This is a genomic window from Pseudoalteromonas sp. S3776, assembly GCF_005886915.1.
Classification (GTDB): Bacteria; Pseudomonadota; Gammaproteobacteria; order Enterobacterales; family Alteromonadaceae; genus Pseudoalteromonas.
The window spans coordinates 12,362-33,893 of the sequence record NZ_PNCU01000018.1 but is presented as its reverse complement, the minus strand read 5'-3'; the positions used below and the strand labels follow the sequence as shown (position 1 = coordinate 33,893).

The 21,532-nt window shown below is 42.6% G+C and carries 17 protein-coding genes; 15 read left to right on the top strand and 2 right to left on the bottom strand.

The window, feature by feature from the left end:
* The first annotated feature begins 13 nt into the window (after positions 1-13).
* From CWC16_RS09120 to tldD, 15 genes are all read left to right on the top strand, one after another.
* Positions 14-541 carry a prepilin-type N-terminal cleavage/methylation domain-containing protein gene (locus CWC16_RS09120; RefSeq protein WP_138541322.1) on the top strand — a complete coding sequence of 176 codons (528 nt, stop codon included), beginning with the start codon at positions 14-16 and terminating at the stop codon, positions 539-541.
* Positions 542-550: 9 nt separating this feature from the next.
* Complete coding sequence (locus CWC16_RS09115; RefSeq protein WP_138541321.1) at positions 551-1,042, top strand: pilus assembly FimT family protein; 492 nt, start codon at positions 551-553, stop codon at positions 1,040-1,042.
* Positions 1,029-1,571 carry a prepilin-type N-terminal cleavage/methylation domain-containing protein gene (locus CWC16_RS09110; protein ID WP_138541320.1) on the top strand — a complete coding sequence of 181 codons (543 nt, stop codon included), beginning with the start codon at positions 1,029-1,031 and terminating at the stop codon, positions 1,569-1,571. Before CWC16_RS09115 ends, CWC16_RS09110 begins: the two co-directional genes overlap by 14 nt.
* Positions 1,571-2,410 (top strand): type II secretion system protein, encoded by an 840-nt coding sequence (locus CWC16_RS09105; protein ID WP_138541319.1) that lies wholly within the window; start codon positions 1,571-1,573, stop codon positions 2,408-2,410. The genes CWC16_RS09110 and CWC16_RS09105 overlap by 1 nt, the downstream gene beginning before the upstream one ends.
* Positions 2,400-2,885 carry an agglutinin biogenesis protein MshP gene (locus tag CWC16_RS09100; protein ID WP_138541318.1) on the top strand — a complete coding sequence of 162 codons (486 nt, stop codon included), beginning with the start codon at positions 2,400-2,402 and terminating at the stop codon, positions 2,883-2,885. Before CWC16_RS09105 ends, CWC16_RS09100 begins: the two co-directional genes overlap by 11 nt.
* A 56-nt stretch (positions 2,886-2,941) precedes the next feature.
* A complete protein-coding gene (locus CWC16_RS09095; protein WP_249929201.1) occupies positions 2,942-6,625 on the top strand; it encodes an H-type lectin domain-containing protein in 3,684 nt (1,227 codons plus the stop codon).
* 176 nt (positions 6,626-6,801) lie between these two features.
* Positions 6,802-8,841, top strand: coding sequence for a formylglycine-generating enzyme family protein (locus CWC16_RS09090; protein ID WP_138541316.1), 2,040 nt, complete (start codon positions 6,802-6,804; stop codon positions 8,839-8,841).
* 136 nt (positions 8,842-8,977) lie between these two features.
* Complete coding sequence (locus CWC16_RS09085) at positions 8,978-10,021, top strand: rod shape-determining protein (protein ID WP_002958401.1); 1,044 nt, start codon at positions 8,978-8,980, stop codon at positions 10,019-10,021.
* Positions 10,021-10,863, top strand: coding sequence for a rod shape-determining protein MreC (gene mreC, locus CWC16_RS09080; RefSeq protein ID WP_024032490.1), 843 nt, complete (start codon positions 10,021-10,023; stop codon positions 10,861-10,863). Before CWC16_RS09085 ends, mreC begins: the two co-directional genes overlap by 1 nt.
* Entirely contained in the window at positions 10,856-11,335 is a 480-nt protein-coding gene (gene mreD, locus CWC16_RS09075) for a rod shape-determining protein MreD (protein ID WP_004585757.1), read from the top strand. The genes mreC and mreD overlap by 8 nt, the downstream gene beginning before the upstream one ends.
* The gene (locus CWC16_RS09070) at positions 11,335-11,904 is read left to right on the top strand and encodes a Maf family protein (RefSeq protein WP_138541315.1); all 570 of its coding nucleotides are present in this window, start codon (positions 11,335-11,337) and stop codon (positions 11,902-11,904) included. The genes mreD and CWC16_RS09070 overlap by 1 nt, the downstream gene beginning before the upstream one ends.
* 1 nt (position 11,905) lies before the next feature.
* On the top strand, positions 11,906-13,378 hold the full coding sequence (rng, locus tag CWC16_RS09065; RefSeq protein WP_055014627.1) for a ribonuclease G: 1,473 nt from the start codon (positions 11,906-11,908) through the stop codon (positions 13,376-13,378).
* Positions 13,378-17,235, top strand: coding sequence for a YhdP family protein (locus CWC16_RS09060; RefSeq protein WP_138541314.1), 3,858 nt, complete (start codon positions 13,378-13,380; stop codon positions 17,233-17,235). Before rng ends, CWC16_RS09060 begins: the two co-directional genes overlap by 1 nt.
* Positions 17,232-18,059 (top strand): carbon-nitrogen hydrolase family protein, encoded by an 828-nt coding sequence (locus CWC16_RS09055; RefSeq protein ID WP_138541313.1) that lies wholly within the window; start codon positions 17,232-17,234, stop codon positions 18,057-18,059. Before CWC16_RS09060 ends, CWC16_RS09055 begins: the two co-directional genes overlap by 4 nt.
* Positions 18,056-19,495: a metalloprotease TldD gene (tldD, locus tag CWC16_RS09050; RefSeq protein ID WP_055014630.1), complete on the top strand. Its 1,440-nt coding sequence runs from the start codon at positions 18,056-18,058 to the stop codon at positions 19,493-19,495. Before CWC16_RS09055 ends, tldD begins: the two co-directional genes overlap by 4 nt.
* Before the next feature lie 50 nt (positions 19,496-19,545).
* On the opposite strand, the gene CWC16_RS09045 is transcribed toward tldD, so the two are convergent.
* Positions 19,546-20,382: a mechanosensitive ion channel family protein gene (locus CWC16_RS09045; RefSeq protein WP_055014631.1), complete on the bottom strand. Its 837-nt coding sequence runs from the start codon at positions 20,380-20,382 to the stop codon at positions 19,546-19,548.
* A gap of 257 nt (positions 20,383-20,639) precedes the next feature.
* A complete protein-coding gene (locus CWC16_RS09040; RefSeq protein ID WP_138541312.1) occupies positions 20,640-21,269 on the bottom strand; it encodes a hypothetical protein in 630 nt (209 codons plus the stop codon).
* Positions 21,270-21,532: the final 263 nt, after the last annotated feature.

Below are 21,532 nucleotides of genomic sequence, written 5' to 3'. Positions count from 1 at the left end.
AAGAGGCTTACTTATGAAAATGCAGTCATTAAAACAACCAATGAATAAGCAAGCAGGTTTTACGCTTGTTGAACTAATAATTGTAATCGTGATTTTAGGTATTTTAGCGGTGACCGCCGCCCCTCGTTTTTTAAACCTGCAAGGGGATGCTAATGCTTCTACACTCGAAGGCTTGCAAGGTTCAATTCGAAGCGGTATGAACATTGTTAATGGTAAATCTATTATCGCAAGCGATCATAAAAAAGCGACTGCCACGGTGACCGTTGATACCGGTGATGCAGTAGCGACTGCTTATGGCTACCCTGCGGCAACAGAAGCAGCCTTTGAGGCTTTTTTAGATGTTACATTTGCATCTGACGACTCAGCTGATTTTAACCTTGTAGAGGTTGCCGCTGATGAAAAAGCAATTATTTTCCCTAATAGCTACGTGCAAACTGATGATTGCCGTATTGAATATACACAAGCATCTGATGAAAACGACGGCACGCCGCCAGTATCTGTAGTACCTCCTACGGTTACGCTTATCACGAGTGGGTGTTAATTTATATAAATGAATAGCAGTAGTAATCAACGATTGCGTGGCTTCACCCTTGTTGAACTAATTATTACCTTAGTTATTTTGGGCATACTGTCGGTAACGGCAGTGCCCAAGTTTCTGGGCAGTTCAACAGAGCAAGCATACTCATACAGAGATAGGGTATTAAATGCCCTGCGCACCGTACAATTACGTGCAATGCAAAATACTGCAACAAGCAGCTGCCACAAACTGTATATTTCACCTACCTTGGTTGCGGGGCCAGAGCCAGAAACCTGTGCGGGCGGCCCAAGTACCAACAATAGCGAGCATTTAGTTGTCGAAATAAACACTGGGCGTAGTAACGTACGTTTTAATGCTTTAGATAGCAATGGCAATACGTTTTCGCAAATAAACTTTGATCCACTTGGAAGGGTTGATCAAAATTGCGCAGTGTTTTGTAAAATTGATCTCGGCCTTGCAGCTGTATGCATTAGCGGTGAAGGGCTTATTTATGCCTGCCCCTAAAAAGCAAATAGGCTTTACCTTAATAGAACTGATTATAGCCATTGTCATGTTTGCTATTGCGCTAAGCATTATTACAGCGCTTATAGCACCGCAAGCAAAGCAAAGCGCTGAGCCTATTGTCGCGCTGAGAGCGTCAGAGATTGGGCAAGCATTAATGAACGAAATATTAGCTAAATCATTTGATGAACATAGCGAACGTTCGCCACCATTTAGGCGCTGCTCTGAGACCAGCTTAGGTGCACAGCCTTGTAGTACTAGCTCTGAACTGGGTGCAGACAGCGGAGAAACACGGACAAATTTTAACGATGTTGATGATTATATTGCGCTCACCGGGCAGCCTATTAGTGATAGTTTAGGGAATACATTAGCGCAATACAGCGATTTTTCACTGGCTGTGAAGGTGCAATACGACAGCGACCTAAACGAGGCCACCAATAACGATGGCGTTGTCTTTAAACGAATTACCATTGAAGTAACCTCACCCTTGGGGCAAGTGTACGGCTTTAGTGCATACAAAGGTAATTATTAATGAATAGAGCAAAGCAAAAACAGGGTTTTACCTTAGTTGAGCTATTACTTGTTATAGTAATTATTGGCATTTTAGCTGTGGCGTCATTTTCGTTTATCAGCGCTGGGTTTAATATTTACAGCCAAGGTGTAAAGCGCCAAGAAGCGGTGGCGCAAAGTCGCTTTGTTTTAACCCGATTAAGTAAAGAGCTTCGCCACGCAACCCCTAATTCGTTGCGCTTAAATTGCGACAACGCCAGCAACGGAGCGTGTAGCACGCAGCAATGTTTAGAATTTACGCCGTTTTTATCTGCCACTCACTATACCGATTACTTACCCACTAGCGCTCCTTTTGAGATTACCGCCGTGAATTTTGCGCTTAATAATTTAACTGAGCCACAAATAAACGCTTGGGCAAGTGTCTACCCATTAAATAGCAGCGATATATACGATGAAAGTCAAAACAAGCGTTTAAAAGTCATCGGCTATAGCGCTGTTACAGGTGAGCTCGATACATGGCAATTTAGCAAAGCATTTGCTCAAGAGTCACCGAGTAAGCGCCTTTATTTATTAGATCAGCCCGTTAGCTTTTGTGTAGAGGGTAATTCATTGTATCGCTATAGTAACTACGGTTTTACTACAAGCCAATTAAACGCTGCCAGCTTACAGGTTAGCTCGGGCGTTAAACGCGATTTAATGAGTAATTATATTTCAAATGACTTAACGAGCAGCGCCTTTTTTATATTGAGTGAGGTTACACTGCAGCGCAGCGCGGTTGTTAATGTGTTTGCGCAAATGGGGTTTAACGACACCGAACAAATAAGTATTAGCCATGAGGTGCATGTGCCTAATGTTCCCTAAGATAAAAAACATCACTTTAGCTAAAAAACAGCAAGGCAATTTGCTCATAATTACATTGGTGATCATCGTCACTATGCTGGCACTGGGGCTGGCGCTTTCAAAAGTGTTATCGGGGGCGTCGCAACAAAATACCATTGAGTATTACGGCGCGCGTGCTTATATGGCAGCGCAAAGCGGGTTAGAAACTGGTTTAAGTGAAATTTTTGCACTAAAGAGCACAGCACAAACATGCAGTGCTGTAACCACTAATAGGAATTTTAGCACCCTCTATTTAGCCAACTGTGAGGTTGAATTGAGTTGTAGTGAATATATCGACTTGCCCGATAGTAGCACCCGCTCTGGCACAGTTAATATTTACTATTTACAAAGCTCAGCAACGTGCGCCGCCAATGACTGTGCTGCCGGTGCAGCGTGTCAAAAAGAATATTGGCAAACCCAGCGTACTCTAAGTGTGGAGGCTAAAACATTACCATGAGCAAATATACCCTCTGTATTTTATGTTTAATAAGCTTGCTACTAAGCCGATGCGCTATGGCTGTACCGCCTAAAATTGAAGGGCGATTTATAGAGTTACAAGACACTTACACTTCACCCATTTGGACAAAAATAAACTTTCAGCAGCAATATATAACACCGCCTGCGGTATTTATGCTGTCAACTAATCAAGGCGGTAACCCCGCTATAGTGAGAATACGCAATGTAACAACCACAGGGTTTGAAGCACTTCCCCTCGAGCCATCGGGAGAAGATGGCGAGCATATAACCATGGGCGCGCATTATTTAGCGGTAGAATACGGAGTGCATGAATTTCCTGATGGTACCATTATGGAAGTAGGGAGCACCGACTTACGCCTTGAGCTGCAATATGGTGCTAAGTCGGGATTTGCCCCCATCACACCGAAAGGTTATAAAGCCCTGACTTTTGATAAACCATTTACTGTTAGACCCAACTTTTTTCACTCGTTACAAACACTTAATAGTTTAGATAGTAACCCGCCATCTCAAGCGCTTGTGCCCTTTTTAACGGTTGCCGTACAAAGCGGTTCTTTATCTACAGGTGGGGTAAATATAGCGTTAGAGGCCTCCGAAACCGCATTAGGTGTTATTCAAAGTGAAACGGTGGCCTACATGGCCGTAGAGCCTGGCAGCAATCGCACCTTTACTGATGACAACGGGGTCGAAGTGTTGTGGGAAACTTTCTTTACAGGGTTCGAAGTTGATGGCTGGAGTGATGGATGTAATTACTTTAATTTTAACAATAACTTTAGCGAAGCGCCGCTGGTGGTGGCAAGTAAGAACTCCCGACTTGAGGACGATGGTGGGTGGCTGCGTAGCTGTAATTTAAGAGCGGATAGGTTAGGGTTGGTTGTTGATGAAGACCGCGATGGCGATAGAGAGCGTAACCACGTAAAGGAAGAAGCCTCTATATTGGCCATGACCAGTACGTTTGTATTTAATGGTGACATTTTAGATTGCGATACTTTATTTCCTGGCGCTATTTCTACCTACAATGATGGACAAGTGCAGCTTGTTCAAGGCGTGGAAATAACCGATAGCAATGCCCAATTTATTACTACCACTAATTTAATATCAACGGCGCTAACTAACCCACCTTTATGTAATGGCCAAGGCTGTGTGGCAACCGGGTATAACTCCCTAGAGCCAAATCAAGCTGCGCAAGTCCCCACGGTCACAAACGATGGAAGCTCTACCGGTGACGTGCCTATAATGCTAGCTGGCGATTATTTTTATGACGAACTAACACTTAACTTATTAGAAGATGATTACAAGGTAACAGCACCCACACGTATCTTTTTAAAAGATACGACATCGCTAATTTCTAGCGCATTTTTAAACATAGGTAAAACAAATATAGCGGTTGAAGAAGGGGCGTATTTAGCCATATACGTAGATGGTGATGTTGCCATTGCGGCCGATGCAAATATTGCTGCATATATCGTCGCAACGGGGGAGGTAAGAATTGCCCAAAATGTTACTTACCAAGGCTCAATAACAGCTGCAACACAAGTAATAACCGAGGGCAGCTCTACGTTTGATGCGCTAGAGGTCCCTGAGAGTATCCCTGGGTTTTGCGGTATTTTTACGCCGATTTTGCTTGATCACTACCGTATATCAATGAGTGATAACCAAGGCTTAACCTGCCAAGCAAAAGAAATGACGTTAACCGCCTGTGCAAACGATGCATGTGATTTACTCTATGATGAACCTTCTGCCCTTGACCTTTCTCCCGATAACAATGGTCAACAAAGCTGGGTAAGCGGTGAAAATATTACCTTTACAGGCTCTGCCACAGTGGCCCTCGCAAAGCGCACCACCGGTACCGTAACGCTTGGCTATAATACCGCCGACCCATCAGCACCGCTGCGTTGTTATATTAATGGCAATAACGTAGGGCTGGGCGGGTGCAAAGTGATTTTTTCTGATGCGGGGTTTATTTTTAATAACGACACAGCCAATACAGCGAGTATCCCCACTCAATTATCTGGTAAACCCTCTAGTGAGGGTTTTAATGCCGCCGAGTTATCTATTCAAGCGGTTAAAACAAATACCACCACAGGCGTATGCGAAGCCGCATTCCCTGCAGGTGGTCAAGTTGATTTAGATTTAGCGTATACCTGCAGCGCCGGCGCTATATGTTCAGACCCAGTACAACTGAGTAATAATGCCAATACGTATAGTGTGCGGCAAGCATATCAAACCTTTTCGCTCACCTTCGATCAAGACTCAAAAGCGCCTATTGCTATTAACTACCCCGATGCCGCTAAATTAAGTTTAAATGCACGGGCAACAATTGTATTAGACCCAATAACTAATTTATCAAAAAGATTAACCGGTAGTTCTAACGAATATGTAGTTAAGCCCTTTGGATTAGCAATGCAAGTTGCAAGTGACGGCTATGCTCAAACAGCAAACGATAGTTTATTTAGATTAACGGGTGAGTCATTTGATTTAAAAATGAATGCAGTACAGTGGCGAGCAGGGCAAGACAATAACAACGATGGCATACCAGATAACTACAGCGCTATTCATAGCAACCCCATTGCCAAACACTTCATTAGTGGGTCCCCTACAGTAACACATAGCTTAGTATTACCCAGCTCTGGTAATGAGGGGCAAATTGAGGCGCTAAATACTAATGCGTTTGCTGATACGGGAAGCTTGAGTGAATCCATATCGCAGTACGCTTATGACCAAGTAGGTATTATAAACGTGTTTGCGGGTTTACAAGATGGCGATTATTTTGGGGTGGGCGATGTAAAAGGGCAGTTAAACAACGTAGGCCGGTTTGCGCCGTCGCACTATCAAGTATTAGGTGTTCAAGCTGCTGCGCAGTGTACACAGTTAGGCAGTAATCTAACCTATTTAGATCAGCCCTTTGAGCTTGGTTTTACGGTGCAAGCACTTAATCATAACAACCAGCTAATGGCTAATTACAAACAAGGCTTTGAAAAAGCCCAAGTACAAATAAATGCCGAAAACAATCAGGCCGGAAATTATGTACCCGCATCAACATTAACCAGCAGGTTAGCCAATATAACGAGTAATAGTTGGAACACCTTAACTGATGGACAGTGGCAAATGAGTGACAGCACGGCCATGTTAACGCGATTAGGCATAAATAACTCCGACGGTCCATTTACTATGGTTAATTTAATGGCCACTGTCACTAATACAGAAGGCGCTACATTAATCGATGCAAATGACGAACCGAACACGCAAACCAGCTGCAGTGGTAACGAGTGCAATAGCGTACGTTTAAATGATGTACCAATAGATTTTAGATTTGGACGTTTAGTGTTAGGAAGCAATGTTGGTTCAGATTTAGATTCCTTACGCGTACCTATGCAGGCTCAGTATTTCAATGGAACCGGGTTTGTATTAAATACCGAAGATAACTGCAGCGTATTTGAGCACCCGCAGTTATCGCAAATATCGCCATCAACGCCAATATTAAGCTATGAATATAGCGCAGGAGGAGCAGGTACATTAGAGGCTGGCAGCTACCCTACAAACAATGCAATTTATGCTACACCAAATGGTAGTGGTACATTTACATTAGAATACGAAACCGAAAACTGGTTAAAGTGGGATTGGCTTGGCGACAACTCACAGCAAAATCCCCATGCTATTTTGCAATTTGGCCGCTTTAGAGGAAATGATCGGGTTATTTACTGGCGTGAAACAAGAGAATAGTTGTAAACTAAGATAATAATTGAACAAAGCTTGTGTTTTGTGCTTCAAGTACATAGCATAAGGCATTGGGTGTATTGATTTTTGATGGTTGAAAATTGTTCAGCTTTCAAAAGTGAGTACACTCTAATAAACAATAATAACGACCAAATAATTGCCGCTTTTTGGGACTGGAATATATGCGAATTGCTCCTTTATCTCTGTTAATTTCCGCTAGTTTGTTAGCTAGTAGTGCATTTGCACAAGACACAGCAACAGTAACCGGAATTGAATCAGAGATTAGTATTAAACAAACAGAATACGATAACTCGACACAAATACTCGAAAAACACTTAAAAGAAGAAAGTCAGTTACAAAACCAACTTGAACTACTTCGCTCTCGTTCTACAGAGCTAGACAAAGAGAAAAACCAAGCACTTGATGCGATGAACGAAATGTATCGCCGCATGATAGATGACCCTACGCTTGATATTAGCGCCGCCCAAGCGCGCTATCAAAAAGCCGTGGTTGATCATAAGCAAAACAAAGACGACATCTCAATGCAGTTGGCGGCAATTGCATCTCACCGTAAAGATATCGAGCAAATTCGTGTTGCAAAACATACACTTTTAAATACGCTAGAGAGCTTAAAAGAGCAATTAACCACAGCCCGAGTTGAACGTTTACGTAATGAGTTTACCCGTGAAGGGACACTTGAAGTAAACCACACAATTAACTGTAAGCGTACCGAAACGCTCGCAGCTTGTGAGCAACGCGGCCAGCAAATGGGCTTACAAAAAGCGACTAAGCGTTTTGTTGATCAAATATTTGCTAATTTAACAGAAGAGCGCATTGTTGAACCAAAACGCAACATGGCAGGCGCGCAAGTACAAATTTTAAGTAGCCATGTGGTTAATAGTGCATTTAGCGGACAAGGTAATTATAACGTTAACTTAAGCGTGACAATGCGTGGCGAAGTAAACAGCAGCCGCTTATGTAACTTACTAAGTGTAGATAACCGTTATTGTTCTGAATATGGTTCGCCACTGGCAACAACGTATCAACCAGGTTATGGCGCGACTTACTCTGATAGTCAGTTAACATTCAGCAACACCGCGGATAATACCGACACTGTGTCTGTATCGCGATTGAATAAACAGCCTGTGCGCGATTATTCAGTTAACGTTGCACCTACAAAAAAAAACTATCCATCAATTTTAAATAAAGAACAAAATCAGCAAGTTGAGCTGACTTTACGTTCGAATGTTTACGATGATGAAGTGTTTATTGACGGGGTGAGTTTTGGCTCTACGCGTTTAGTTACACGTTTGCCGCGTGGTGTGCACAACATAGAAATACGTAAACTAGGTTATAAGCCTTACAAAGTAAGAGTTGATCTAACTAAAGCACAGACTATTCATGCTAACTTAGTAAAAAAGTCTGAGTCGATTGCTGCACCGGCTTACACTCGCGAGCAACCAAAACCTGTAACACGTACAGCAAGCACTAACCGTGCTACTAATGTACAAAATGATGTTGTAGTTGTGCCCGCGGGTAAATTTAAAATGGGCGATATTAACGGCAATGGTTTAGCAAATGAACGCCCTGTTATTGAAAAAGTGATAGCCAGTTCGTTTGCTATGCAAACCAAAGAGGTAACCGTAGGTGCCTACGAAGCGTTTGTTGCCAGCACCGGTTATAAAACACAAGCAGAGCAAAGCAAAGGCTGTGCGTATTATTTAAATGGCGAACCCGTATGGGAAGCTAATTTAAATTGGCGTAACCCTGGTTTTGAGCAAAGTAGTGATTTTCCTGCTGTGTGTTTAACATTTAATGACGCGAAAGCGTATGCAGAATGGCTTTCTGGCGAAACCGGACAGCAATACCGTTTACCTAATGAGGTTGAATGGGAATACGCTGCTCGCGCAGGGACAGAAACAGAATACCCTTGGGGTAACGAAATAGGTAAAAATTTAGCTAACTGTGGTTGGTGTGGTAGCGAATGGTCAAACAAACGTGCAGCACCGGTAGGTTCTTTTTCTCCTAACGCATTTGGATTATACGACACCGTAGGCAATGTGTGGGAATGGACAGCTAAAGAGTCAGGTGAATCTGATGTGGCAGTAAGAGGCGGTGCGTGGAACTTTGCGCCTAGCCTTGCACGTGCTTCAACACGATTAATTTTAGCGCCAGATTTTAGATCTAACTACATTGGCTTTCGCTTAGTCCGCGAACGATAGCATTTAACCAAGGAAGCCTAGCTTCCTTTTTTCACAAATTAACAAAGGTAGTTGCGCTTTATATTGCTCATCTAATTAGGCATGTTAAAGTGAGTGCAGCTAACATAAGAACGTATTTCAAAGGTCATCCAGCCTCATGTTTAAAAAACTCCGTGGTATTTTTTCAAACGATCTATCGATCGACTTGGGTACAGCCAATACCCTTATTTATGTAAAAGAAGAAGGGATCGTACTTAACGAACCTTCAGTAGTCGCTATTCGTCAAGAACGCGCTGGTGGACCTAAAAGTGTCGCTTCTGTGGGTACAGAAGCCAAACAAATGCTAGGGCGTACACCGGGTAATATTAAAGCGATTCGCCCAATGAAAGATGGCGTAATAGCCGACTTTTATGTAACCGAAAAAATGTTACAGCATTTTATAAAACAAGTGCACAACAATAACTTTATGCGCCCAAGCCCGCGTGTACTTATTTGTGTACCGTGCGGTGCTACCCAAGTAGAAAAGCGCGCAATCCGCGAATCAGCAATGGGTGCTGGCGCGCGCGAAGTGTACCTAATTGAAGAGCCAATGGCCGCAGCAATTGGTGCAGGACTCCCTGTATCAGAAGCAACCGGCTCTATGGTTGTTGATATTGGTGGTGGTACTACCGAAGTGGCTATTATTTCATTAAATGGGGTTGTTTACTCATCGTCTGTGCGCATTGGTGGCGATAAGTTTGATGAAGCCATTATTAATTATGTGCGCCGTAACTTTGGCAGCCTAATAGGTGAAGCAACGGCTGAAAATATCAAGCATCAAATTGGCTCTGCGTTTAAAACAGACGAGCCAATTGAAATTGAAGTACGCGGTCGTAACTTAGCCGAAGGTGTACCACGCTCGTTTACGCTTAACTCGCACGAAATTTTAGAAGCACTACAAGAGCCACTAATGGGCATTGTAAGTGCTGTAATGGTTGCACTGGAGCAGTCTCCACCTGAGCTTGCATCAGATATTTCAGCTCACGGTATGGTTTTGACGGGCGGTGGTGCGCTATTAAAAGATTTAGATCGTTTATTAATGGAAGAAACAGGCATTCCTGTGGTTGTTGCCGACGACCCACTTACGTGTGTAGCACGTGGCGGCGGTAAAGCACTTGAAATGATTGATGTTCATGGTGGTGACGTTTTTAGTTACGATTAATGAAATTACTGTTTGGACAAACCATCTCTTTGCAACTGCGACTTTTTGTCGCAGTGCTTTTGAGCATAGTGCTCATTGCGGGCGATAAGTTTACACAAGGCGGCACGGTTGTGCGTACAAGCCTTAATACACTTGTCAGCCCATTAATTTACGTTGCCAACCTACCTTACGAAATATTTAGCTTAGGCGCTAAAAGCCTACACACTCGCGACCAGCTACTGAGCGAAAACGAAGCGCTGAAAAAAAAGCAAATGCTACAAAGCGAGCAATTGCAGCAATACCAATTTTTAGCTCGCGAAAACCAAAAGCTACGCGCGTTACTTGGCTCATCGGCTAAGCAATCTAATCGTAAAAAAATAGCCCAGGTGCTTTCTGTACATTCAAACCCTTATAGTCATCAAGTGGTTATTAACCGCGGTACCACCGACGGCCTAAGCGAAGGCCAAGCGGTAATAGATGAAATGGGGGTTGTTGGCCAGTTAACAAAAGTAGGCTCTACCACATCACGCGTATTACTGATGACCGACACAACCCATGCCACGCCGGTACGTATATTACGAAACGACGTGCGCACTGTGGTTGAAGGCATAGGTAAAATTAACGTTGTAAAGCTTTCGCATGTACCTCATAGCCTTGATGTTCGCATTGGCGATGTACTTGTGACCTCAGGACTTGGCGGTACGTTTCCAGAAGGGTATCCGGTGGCGGTTGTCACCGAGATAAACCGTGATGAAGGACGCCCATTTGCCCAAGTGTTTGCCGAGCCAATTGCACAGCTAGACCGCATTCGATTGTTGGTTATTTTATGGCGCAATCAACAGGAGCAAATCAGCGATGATTAATCGTTATTCATTGTTAATTGCCCTAAGCATCTTTTTTGCTTTAATTATGGCATTAATGCCATTGCCTTTTTCGTTTGAACCCTTCAGACCCGACTGGGTGTTACTGGTATTAATGTACTGGTCGCTGGCAGTGCCACATAGATTAAATATTGGTACCGCGTGGGTTGTTGGCTTATTAATGGACTTAGCCTTAGGCTCGCCATTAGGAGTAAACTCACTCACGTATTCTATTTGCATATTTGTGACTGCAAGTAACTTTCAAAAAATACGTAACTTTTCGCTTTGGCAACAAAGCTTATTAGTGGGTTTATTTTTAACCTTGTATCACTTAATGCAATTTTGGCTAAATCACTTTTTATTAGGTGTTTACTTTAACCCACAATACCTGTGGCCAGTGGCAACCGGTATGGTTAGTTGGTTTTGGGTCTTTTTACTTCTTCGTAAATACCGTAGACATTTTAGGATCAGGTAATGACAACCGCAGTATATTTGGCATCGGCCTCCCCTCGACGTAAAGAGTTATTGAATCAGTTAGGCATTGAGTTTGAACAATTTAGTGTAGATGCAGACGAAACCCCACTTGCAAATGAGCAGCCTCATGTATTGGTTGAGCGCTTAGCCCGCTTAAAAGCGCAAACAGGCGTAGCGCTCGGTTACACAGACCGCCCAGTGCTGGGTAGTGATACTGTGGTTGTTATTGATAACGAATCGCTGGGTAAACCACGCGACAAAAACGATTTTATTACAACGCTTAAACGTTTATCGGGCAATACACATCAAGTGCTAACGGCGGTTGCTTTTGCTACACAAACAGATGTACTGAGTTGTGTAGTAAGTACCGATGTAACGTTTAAAACCCTCAGCGATGAAGAAATAAATGCCTATTGGGAATCTGGTGAGCCACAAGATAAAGCCGGCGGTTATGGCATTCAAGGCTTAGGTGGTCGCTTTGTTACACACATTGCGGGTAGCTATTTTGCTGTTGTAGGCTTACCTTTATACGAGACCGAACAATTATTACAAGCATTCTTAAGAAGGTAACATGAGTACAGAATTACTAATAAATGTCACGCCAAGTGAAAGCCGTGTTGCCCTAATCGAAAACGGTGTATTACAAGAAATTCAACTAGAGCGTATAGGTAACCTAGGAATTGTTGGCAATATATACTTAGGGAAAATAAGCCGCGTATTGCCAGGCATGCAAGCAGCTTTTGTTGATATAGGCCTAGAGAAAGCCGCTTTTTTGCATGCATCAGACATAGTTAATAGCGCCTCTATCGTTGAGGGTGTAGACGACGAGCCAATTAAAAAGGTTCAAGACATACGTGAGCTAGTACGCCAAGGCCAATACATTATGGTGCAAGTGGTTAAAGATCCACTAGGCACAAAAGGGGCCAGGCTTACCACCGATATCACTATTCCTTCTCGCTATTTAGTGTTTATGCCAGATGCAACGCATGTAGGTGTAAGCCAACGCATCGAAACGGAAGAAGAACGTGCGCGGCTTAAAAAAATAGTGGCAGAATACGGCGACGACAACGGTAGCTTTATTGTCCGTACTGCAGCAGAAGGCGCCAGTGAAGCGGAGTTAAGACACGATGCTGAATTTTTACAAAAACTGTGGCAAAAAATTGTATCTCGTCGTCAAAAAACTAATAAAGCCAGTATATTACATGAAGACTTAACGCTTGCATTTAGAACTCTACGTGACTACGTAGGTGAGGATATGGAGCGCATAAGAGTTGACTCTAAGCTAACCTACCAAGAACTAAAATTGTTTACTGAAGAATTTGTACCTTTGCTTTCGCAGGCACTTGAGTACTACCCTGGTGAGCGTCCTATTTTTGATTTATTTGACGTTGAGACCGAAATTCAAAAGGCATTGCACCGCAAGGTTACGCTCAAGTCGGGGGGGTATTTAATTATCGACCAAACCGAAGCGATGACCACAGTTGATGTAAATACCGGCGCATTTGTAGGGCATCGTAATTTAGAAGAAACTATTTTTAACACCAATGTAGAAGCCACATCAGCCATTGCTAGGCAGCTACGCCTGCGTAACTTAGGTGGTATTATTATTATCGATTTTATCGATATGATCAGCGAAGATCACAAACGCAGAGTATTACATTCACTAGAATCGGCGTTATCTAAAGACCGTGCAAAAGCCAACATAAATGGCTTAAGCGCATTAGGACTAGTAGAAATGACCCGAAAGCGCACTCGCGAAAGCCTTGAGCATATTTTGTGTGATGTATGTCCTGCTTGCTCTGGGCGTGGCTCACAAAAAACAGTTGAAACCGTATGCTATGAAATACTGCGCGAAATAGTGCGTGTTAACCGTGCCTACGATGCCGATAAATTTATGGTGTATGCAGCCCCTGCAGTTAGTGAAGCCTTACTCAACGATGAGTACCATAACCTAGCCGAACTTGAACTATTCATTGGTAAACAGGTCAATATCCAAACAGAGAGCCTATACAGCCAAGAGCAGTTTGATGTGGTAATGATGTAATGAAAACAAAAGCGGTCTGTTTTTTTTGTTTTAGAAAGTTATGGCAAACCTGCGCCATAATTTTAGTATTACTGGCCGTAATTGTTTCTATTTTAAAGTACACCTTACCTTATGCAAACGACTACAAAGGCGACATAGAAACCTACCTGCACGATAAATTTGCCATTAGTCTTTCTATAGGCGCAATCTCTGCCAGCTGGCATGGCGCAGGGCCTGCCTTGGTATTAGAAGATCTGTCCTTTAAGGATAACGAAACGGCGCCCATATCGCTTACTATTGCCAAAACAAGCCTAGAACTTAACTTATGGGAGAGCATTAAAGCCTTTCAGGTAAAGTCTAATTATTTTGTTATTAATGGCTTTCATACCAGTGTAAATATTCAAAATTTATTTAATAACACCAATAACGATGACGTCTCGTTTGAGCAAAAAGAGTTAATTGAAGAGCTGTTTTTAGGAGATACAGGGCATTTCGCTATTGAAAATTCGAGTATTAATTTTATTTTAGAAGATGGTAGAGAGCGTAAATTATTACTCGAAAACATAGTATGGCAAAACCAAGATGAACAACACCTAGGCAGCGGCAGCCTAGCTTTGCCTGGTATTAGTGTGGGTAGCTTTGACGCACGTATCGCGCTTAGTGGTAAAACTATAGAACAGATTGCAGGTGATATTTACGTACAAGCAAATAGTGTAGATGTATCTAACTGGTTAGCGCAATATATTAATACTGAAAAACAACAGCTTTACACAGACATAAACTTAAAGTCTTGGCTTAAGCTCGAAAATGGGTTTATCAGCGATGTAAAAATGCAGTGGTTACCGAGTTTTGTGCACTGGCAAAATAACCAACAAGCCAAGCAAGTGAGCTTAAGCGAAGGGGGATTTCATTTATTTCCTGAGGCAAATGCTTGGCACTTAAAAAGCACGGGTCTGACATTTAGTAATAACGACACAACCTGGCCCAGTCTAGAATTTGAGGCAAACTTAGGTAAGCAAAATAAAGTGTGGCTGCAGCAGGTTGATCTTTCTTTACTGAGTAACTTGGCATCGTTAACTAATTTTGAAGCATTGCAGCCACTTTTAAACCGCAAACCAAGTGGTTTTATCGATCAAGCCTACCTAGAACTTAATCCTGATGAGCAATGGCAGTTATGGTTTTCAGCTAATAAAATTGGCTGGCAAGAAGTCTCTGGTATTCCCGCAGCGCAGGCACTTAGAGTCTCGGGGCTTATAAATCAGCAGCGTGGGCGAGTGCAGCTATTTGGCGAAAACGGCACTTTAATAACCGGCGATAGTTTCAGTAAAAACATTGATTACAACCAAATCAATATCGATCTGGATTTAGCAAAAACAGATAATTACTGGACTGTAAGCAGTAATAATATTTGGTTTGATAATAACGAAGTAACTTTAGCTGCTGAACTTAATCTAAGCCTTAGCGACGATCCGCGTTTAGATCTTTACGCAGAAGCCTATGCTGAGGATGCCACAGTAGCCGGTCACTACTTTCCGTTAAAGGCAATGAGCCCTCAACTTGTAAGCTACTTAAACGGCGCGATAAAAGGGGGCGAAGTAGCTAAAGCGCAAGTATTATTTGCAGGCCCGTTATCTGGCTTTCCTTTTACAGATGGCAGCGGCCAGTTTGATGTACTAGCTCAAATAGACGATGCAACCTACGCGTTTGACCCTGAGTGGCCAGCGGTGAGTAATGCTAATGTGCAACTGCATTTTGCCAACGAGCGAATGGATATTTACAGCCAGCAAGGCCAGTTAGTTAATTTAGAAGTAGGCGATAGCGTGCACGTTAGTATTGCCGATTTAATGCATGCTGATGAGCTTATTGTACAAATAGATAAACGCGCGCAAATGGAAAAACTACATGACTTTTTTGCCGCCACGCCGATTGCAAACCCTCTGGCTAATATTTTTGAGGTGGTACAGGGTAAAGGTCAAGCTGATGCAAGCGTAACACTTTTAATTGGTTCTAAATTTAAAGGTGGAGCCAGTGTAAGCGGCAAAGTTAAACTAAAGGATTTGCCTGTTTATATTGCAGCCCCAGGTATTGCGCTTGAAAAACTAAACGGCGAGCTTAGTTTTGAAAACGATACAATTAGCATGCAAAACGCCAGTGCTTCATGGTTGGGTATGCCGCTTAGCATTAACTATAATAGTGCAAGCGAAGCTCAGCAGTACGCCGCTAATATTGATATAACGGCGCTGTTAAATGCAGATACGCTAACAACCCAGGCGCAAGGCGTGCTGAAAGGGTACCTGAGTGGGCAAAGTGAAGTTGATATAGGCCTTTCCCTTAACTTTACCGAGCAAGGCTTTAATTATCGCGCTCAGGTTAGCTCAGAGCTACGCGGCTTGACGAGCACATTACCTGCGCCTTATGGCAAAACAAGTGAGCAGGTTTGGCCGTTAACGGGCGTTGTGCAAGGCGATGATATTTCAAATCTTATTACGGCTAATGCTAATCAGCAGCTCTATTTTAATGCGATTTTAGAAAACGGTCAGCCGCAATTTAGTAATATGCATATTGTACTTGGCGAGCAAGATTTAGGGCTAAATCAAAAAGATTTAAGCGTTAATATCAATCTTGAACAAACGCAACTCGAAGCATGGTTTGAATTAATAGACCAAATAATTAAAGCTGCTCAAGCGAAGCCTGGCCAGCAGTCTAAGGGTATTATGCCGCCATTAAATGAAGTGGTTGCGCATATTAACAAGGTTAATGCTAGCGACATTATTTTTAACGATTTTGAAATGCGCTTAGCACCCCAGCAAAACGACTTATATTTAAAGCTTAATGCCAAAGAGCTGCGTGCTGGCGTGTTTATTCCCAGCTCTCAGCCAAGCCAGCCGATACGTATAAATAGCGATTACTTGAGACTTAACTTTGCACCTAAAGCAGAAGACGAACTTGAGATCACCGATGTACTGCCAGAGCAAAACCTAGCGTGGCTTAACACAGTCCCTGCTATTGAATTTGAATGTGCAGATTGTAAAGTGGCCAATTACCAGCTTGATAAAGTGAGCACTTCGTTGGTCGGGGAAGGCGACAAGCTTACTATTTCTGAGCTTGTGGTTGATAAGGGCGATCATATTTTACGTACCAAAGGGCAATGGCAAGGTGGCTTTACGCAATTTAATGGTGAGCTTAAAAGTGACGATATAGGCGCGCTATTTGATGAATTTGATATCACCACCGCCATAAAAGATTCAAAAGCCGATATTAACTATAATCTCGCTTGGCAAGGTGCCCCGTATGACTTTGATATACCAAGTTTAGGCGGTGAAGTTAAATGGGATTTAGGCGAAGGTCACATTGCTGAAATAAGCGATGGGGGGGCGCGCGTATTTTCGTTACTTAGCCTTGACTCGCTGGTGCGTAAATTAAAACTCGATTTTAGAGACGTATTCTCAAAAGGCTTTTTTTATAACAGCTTACAAGGCTCTATGCAGCTAGATAAAGGCATAGCCTACACTAAAAATACCAAAATGGATGGCGTGCCTGCCGATTTAACGATTAACGGCTATGCTAATTTAAACACCCTTGAAATAGATTACGATTTAGCAGTGGCACCGCAAGTAACATCCAGCATTCCAGTTATTGTGGCTTGGATGGTTAATCCTGTTACGGGGCTTGCTGCACTCGCGCTAGATAAAGTGATTCACTCAGCAAGGGTGATATCTGAAATTAACTTTAAAGTAACCGGTAAAATGAATGATCCAGTAGTGCAAGAGCTTGATCGTAAAAGTAAAGAAGTGACCTTACCGCAAGCTGCACAAAATCAGCCCCAAGCAGCTAGTACGCTTAAGCTTAAAGATGCCGCGGTAACAGCAACACAATGAGTACACTAAACGCCAATATTGTTGCTTTGCAAATGTGTTCAAGCACCGACCCTGATGAAAACTTGGCAACCCTTGCCAATGCGTTAAATAAACTACCCGCAACGAGACCAATGCTTGTGTGTTTACCCGAGGCGTTTTTAGTATTTAGTAAAAGTGGCTATGATACGCTAGCGGTTGCTAAACGCATTACACACTACAAGCAGCAACTTAGTGCATTGTGTAAAAAGCATAATATTTGGTTAAATGCGGGCACTATCCCCGAGCCACATAAAAATGATAAGTACTTTGCGGCCTCACACTTATTTAATAGCCAAGGTGACTGCGTAGCCACGTATAATAAAATGCATTTATTTGATGTTGATGTGGCCGATAAAACCGCTAGCTACCGAGAGTCAGACTTTACCCAGGCAGGTGAAGATGTAGTGGTGGTTGCTACACCGTTTGGTAAAATTGGCTTAACAGTATGTTATGATTTGCGCTTTAGCGGATTATTTAGCGCACTTGTACGCCAAGGGGCAGAAATAATTTTAGTACCCAGTGCATTTACAGTCCCTACCGGGCAAGCACATTGGCAACCCTTATTAAGGGCACGTGCAATAGAAACGCAATGTTACGTTATTGCAGCGGCGCAGTATGGAACGCATCAAAATGGCCGCCAAACATACGGCCACAGTATTATTATTTCACCGTGGGGCGAGCAAATAGCAACGCTTAAAAGTGGGGTAGGGTTTATAAGCGGTTACGCCGACCTAAACCAATTAAATAAAATTAGAAGAGATATGCCCGTGCAATCTCATCAACGATTTAGAGAGCATTTATTATGAATTCGGTTGAACAGCATTTATTACACGACAGCCAGCTAAATCGAGAAGAACTCGAAAAAACGCTCGGGTATATTCATCAGCACAAAGTGGATTACGCCGATTTATACTTTCAATCAAGCCATCATGAGTCATGGGTGCTTGAAGATGGCTTAGTAAAAGAAGGCTCTTACAATGTAGAGCGTGGCGTAGGTGTACGTGCCGTTAGCGGTGAAAAAACAGGTTTTTCTTACTCTGATGCCATTAACCTTGAAGCGTTAAACAAAGCTGCAACGGCGGCTCGTAGCATTGCCGATGCAGGCGAAGATAAAACCATTAAAGTATTTAGTGATGTGAAAGCAAAAGAGCAATTTGCCCCGCATCAGCCAATATCAAGCATGAGTGACAGCGATAAAGTGAGTTTATTGCGTGAGCTTGAAAACTACATTCGCGAACTCGCCCCTGATGCGCAGCAAGTAATTAGTTCAATGTCGGCGGTATACGAAGAGGTATTAATTGCTGCCAGCGATGGCACGTTTGCTACCGATATACGCCCGCTTATTCGTTTAAACTGCTCCGTTTTGCTTGAAAAAAACGGTCGCCGTGAACGTGGTGGCGCAGGGGGCGGTGCACGTTTAGATTATGGTTACTTTAAAGAGCTAGTTGAAGGCAAGCCACGTTGGATGGGCTTTGCAGAAGAAGCCGTACGCCAGGCTAAAGTAAACCTAGAGGCAATTGATGCACCGGCTGGCACAATGGAAGTTGTACTTGGTAATGGTTGGCCAGGTGTGTTGCTACACGAAGCGGTAGGGCATGGTCTTGAAGGCGACTTTAACCGTAAAGGCGCGTCGGCATTTAGCGGTAAAGTGGGGCAAAAAGTAGCGTCTGAGCTGTGTACTGTAGTTGATGATGGCACCATGGCCGATCGCCGTGGTTCACTTAACGTTGATGATGAAGGCACACCTGCAGCTTATAACGTACTTATCGAAAACGGTATATTAAAAGGCTACATGCAAGATAAGCTCAATGCGCGTTTAATGGGCGTAAACCCAACCGGTAATGCACGTCGTGAGTCGTATGCGCATTTACCTATGCCACGTATGACTAACACCTACATGCTAGGGGGCGAGCATAGCCAAGCCGATATTATCAGCTCAGTTAAAAAAGGGGTATTTGCCCCTAACTTTGGCGGCGGCCAAGTAGATATTACTTCAGGTAAGTTTGTATTTAGCGCATCAGAGGCGTATTTAATTGAAAACGGTAAAATTACCCAGCCAATTAAAGGCGCAACGCTAATTGGTAATGGCCCAGAGGTTATGCAGCATATTTCTATGGTAGGCAACGATTTAGCCCTTGATAAAGGCGTAGGTGTCTGTGGTAAAGATGGCCAAAGCGTTCCTGTAGGGGTAGGTCAACCAAGCCTTAAAATAGACCAACTTACAGTAGGTGGCACCGCATAAAACAATAAAGCGCGAAGCAATTAGCGCTTTATTGGTTAGCAATGCGAGGTTTATGCCTCGCTTTGGTCTTCTTTATTTTTCTTCGCTTCTTCGTACCACAAATCCATAAAGCTCTCAGTTAACTTATGCTCAATCTCAAGGGCCTTATTAGTTGGGCAAAATAGCGTAAAGTTTGCTTTAAACTCCCCAAGCTCTGTAGTGCTAAAATGTATTACAGGTTCAGGTCCTGAAATTTTAGCATCTAACTTACGCTCTATCATTGAGTTGTAACGGCTTGCTACTTCTTCAAACTCTTCACAGTATTGCTTCGCTTTTTCGGTGAGTGGTGCGTGAATAGGGTAAGGGTTAAAACTTTCTCTTCTTACAATTGTAAAGTGATGGGTGGCAAAACGTTTTACAAAATTTAAATTTTTTATAGAGCTGGTAATAAGCTTGTTGTTGGGGATGTATATAGTTTTACGTGAAAATTGATAAGTGTGAATATCAATTTCATGTAAGGTGGTTTTTATCCAATCAGTCTCGGCCACTTCGCCAAAGTAATCACCTACTTGTATCCAGTCACCCACTCTAAATGGGCGCGTCGTAACAAGGTAAAAAAAGCCGATAACGCACTGTATAAACTCGCGAGTTGCAAGCACTATAGCCACCGCAAACGCAGCAATAGACAGGGCAAAATTTTGTATTTCGGTCGACCATACAAATAGCAGCGACAACACCATAACAAAATTAATAAAGTGCTTAATATTATGAGTGATGTAACGAATATCTTTTTCTTTTTTTTCAGCGCGGTTTCTTGCCAGTTTATCAACCAGTACTTTAAGTACGAAGGCAATGGCAAGCACGAATAGCGACACTAAAAAAGGGTGCATGAGTATGTCTTTAATCATAACGTCCAAATAGGAGAAGGGATATGCACGCTAAGTATATTGAGTAATCAATCCAATTAGCAAATTTAAGCTACATAAAATAACGTATACCAATTGTGTTAGGTTATGAGTCATTTATAGCAGCAGGCAAATAGCGTGATAACAGGCATAAATTTCAATATGTAGTTACTCTACTTAAGATACTTATAATGCCGTTAGCGCTTTATTTAGCACGCCCAAGTGACTAAATATTTAATTTAGTTGCTATTACTTAGCAGCTAGGCTGTTTGCTGTGTAATAGAGACCTGCGCGTGTTTAGCGTGTTTTAGGCAAAACAATACAAGCTCAATAGCAGCGATAAAAATAAGTGTATAACCTAGGGTTTCTATGCCTTCCTCAATAATGTTTTTAACTACCCGAACGTAGTGTTCTCCCATCACTGAGTGCCAAAACTCACCCTTACCCATCATTCTCGAAAATGCGAGTAAGGTTACTAAGCCAGATAGGCAAATACCATAGCTCGGTGTTTGAGCATAAGCTTTTAAGGAGCGGTAGATAAAGCCTCGCTGAGTTTTTAAATAGAATATTACGCCCCCTAACAGCGTGTACACGATAGTTTGCCACGCGCCATCAAACACATACATATCTAGGTAAGTATCAAATTCTCTGACAAACATAGCAGCTGATAATGCAGCCAGTAACAAAGCGGCTATTTTAAGCTCAGAGTGAATGCGTGAGGCGTAGAAGAAAAGCAGGCAACTCAAAAAGGTTAAAATATCTTGCATGTGTTCGGTTAGGGTTTCTTCACTGTAAAGTGCGTTTTGCTGTAAATCAAAGCCTTCAAGTTGAATTAAAAAAGCCACACCTGCTAAGCATAGTAAGTAAATAAACGATCGTAATAAGAACATATAAAAACCTAATTTGAGAACAATGCGCGGCAGTTTAATTGCAAAAATGGACAAAAGCCAAAGCATTCTCGAAACTTTTACGTTATTTATCTGTCTAAATTTTTCACTGTTAAATTAATAGGTTGGATGTTTGTTTTGTGTATTTATGATGTGTTATTTGTAACGCTATGAGTTGATTAATTGATCAATATACGTATAAACATGCAAGTATAAAAAAGCCCTTACGCAAACAGAGTAAGGGCGTTTAATGTTATAGGCCGGAT

Excerpts from the sequence above, each read along its gene's own strand:
- CWC16_RS09120 (WP_138541322.1), top strand. The coding sequence starts at position 14 with ATGAAAATGCAGTCATTAAAACAACCAATGAATAAGCAAGCAGGTTTT.
- CWC16_RS09115 (WP_138541321.1), top strand. The coding sequence starts at position 551 with ATGAATAGCAGTAGTAATCAACGATTGCGTGGCTTCACCCTTGTTGAA.
- CWC16_RS09110 (WP_138541320.1), top strand. The coding sequence starts at position 1,029 with ATGCCTGCCCCTAAAAAGCAAATAGGCTTTACCTTAATAGAACTGATT.
- CWC16_RS09105 (WP_138541319.1), top strand. The coding sequence starts at position 1,571 with ATGAATAGAGCAAAGCAAAAACAGGGTTTTACCTTAGTTGAGCTATTA.
- CWC16_RS09100 (WP_138541318.1), top strand. The coding sequence starts at position 2,400 with ATGTTCCCTAAGATAAAAAACATCACTTTAGCTAAAAAACAGCAAGGC.
- CWC16_RS09095 (WP_249929201.1), top strand. The coding sequence starts at position 2,942 with ATGGCTGTACCGCCTAAAATTGAAGGGCGATTTATAGAGTTACAAGAC.
- CWC16_RS09090 (WP_138541316.1), top strand. The coding sequence starts at position 6,802 with ATGCGAATTGCTCCTTTATCTCTGTTAATTTCCGCTAGTTTGTTAGCT.
- CWC16_RS09085 (WP_002958401.1), top strand. The coding sequence starts at position 8,978 with ATGTTTAAAAAACTCCGTGGTATTTTTTCAAACGATCTATCGATCGAC.
- mreC (WP_024032490.1), top strand. The coding sequence starts at position 10,021 with ATGAAATTACTGTTTGGACAAACCATCTCTTTGCAACTGCGACTTTTT.
- mreD (WP_004585757.1), top strand. The coding sequence starts at position 10,856 with ATGATTAATCGTTATTCATTGTTAATTGCCCTAAGCATCTTTTTTGCT.
- CWC16_RS09070 (WP_138541315.1), top strand. The coding sequence starts at position 11,335 with ATGACAACCGCAGTATATTTGGCATCGGCCTCCCCTCGACGTAAAGAG.
- rng (WP_055014627.1), top strand. The coding sequence starts at position 11,906 with ATGAGTACAGAATTACTAATAAATGTCACGCCAAGTGAAAGCCGTGTT.
- CWC16_RS09060 (WP_138541314.1), top strand. The coding sequence starts at position 13,378 with ATGAAAACAAAAGCGGTCTGTTTTTTTTGTTTTAGAAAGTTATGGCAA.
- CWC16_RS09055 (WP_138541313.1), top strand. The coding sequence starts at position 17,232 with ATGAGTACACTAAACGCCAATATTGTTGCTTTGCAAATGTGTTCAAGC.
- tldD (WP_055014630.1), top strand. The coding sequence starts at position 18,056 with ATGAATTCGGTTGAACAGCATTTATTACACGACAGCCAGCTAAATCGA.
- CWC16_RS09045 (WP_055014631.1), bottom strand. The coding sequence starts at position 20,382 with ATGATTAAAGACATACTCATGCACCCTTTTTTAGTGTCGCTATTCGTG.
- CWC16_RS09040 (WP_138541312.1), bottom strand. The coding sequence starts at position 21,269 with ATGTTCTTATTACGATCGTTTATTTACTTACTATGCTTAGCAGGTGTG.